The organism is Chryseobacterium sp. SIMBA_029, assembly GCF_046535275.1.
Taxonomy (GTDB): Bacteria; Bacteroidota; Bacteroidia; order Flavobacteriales; family Weeksellaceae; genus Chryseobacterium.
In genome coordinates this window covers 1-260 of sequence record NZ_JAWRXA010000506.1, presented here as the reverse complement: position 1 = coordinate 260, position 260 = coordinate 1, and the positions used below count along the sequence as shown (strand labels likewise).

Annotated in this window: 1 protein-coding gene; it reads left to right on the top strand. The window is 38.8% G+C overall.

Features of this window, described 5'->3' with window-relative positions; translation table 11 throughout:
- Window positions 1–260 (top strand): hypothetical protein (locus tag SB679_RS25000; protein WP_410705004.1); only part of this gene is annotated, 260 nt, incomplete at both ends.

Below are 260 nucleotides of genomic sequence, written 5' to 3'. Positions count from 1 at the left end.
ATGGAATTTGGCAAATGATGCAGACGCCTACATGCAGTGAGATGATTGGTTTTCAGGAAAGTCAGTGGAAAAAGCACCATACTACAGTACGTTTCGATAGTGCTCAAGTTGGGAATAAAGATATGTACTTGGCATTGACAAAAAATTCAATGTTGGCATGCAAAGAGGGAGGAATTTTACTTCCTTTTATCAGTCGTACTTCAGCAATGAATGCAGCGGCAAATATTGCTAATAATAACAGAATAGACATGGCCGTGAAT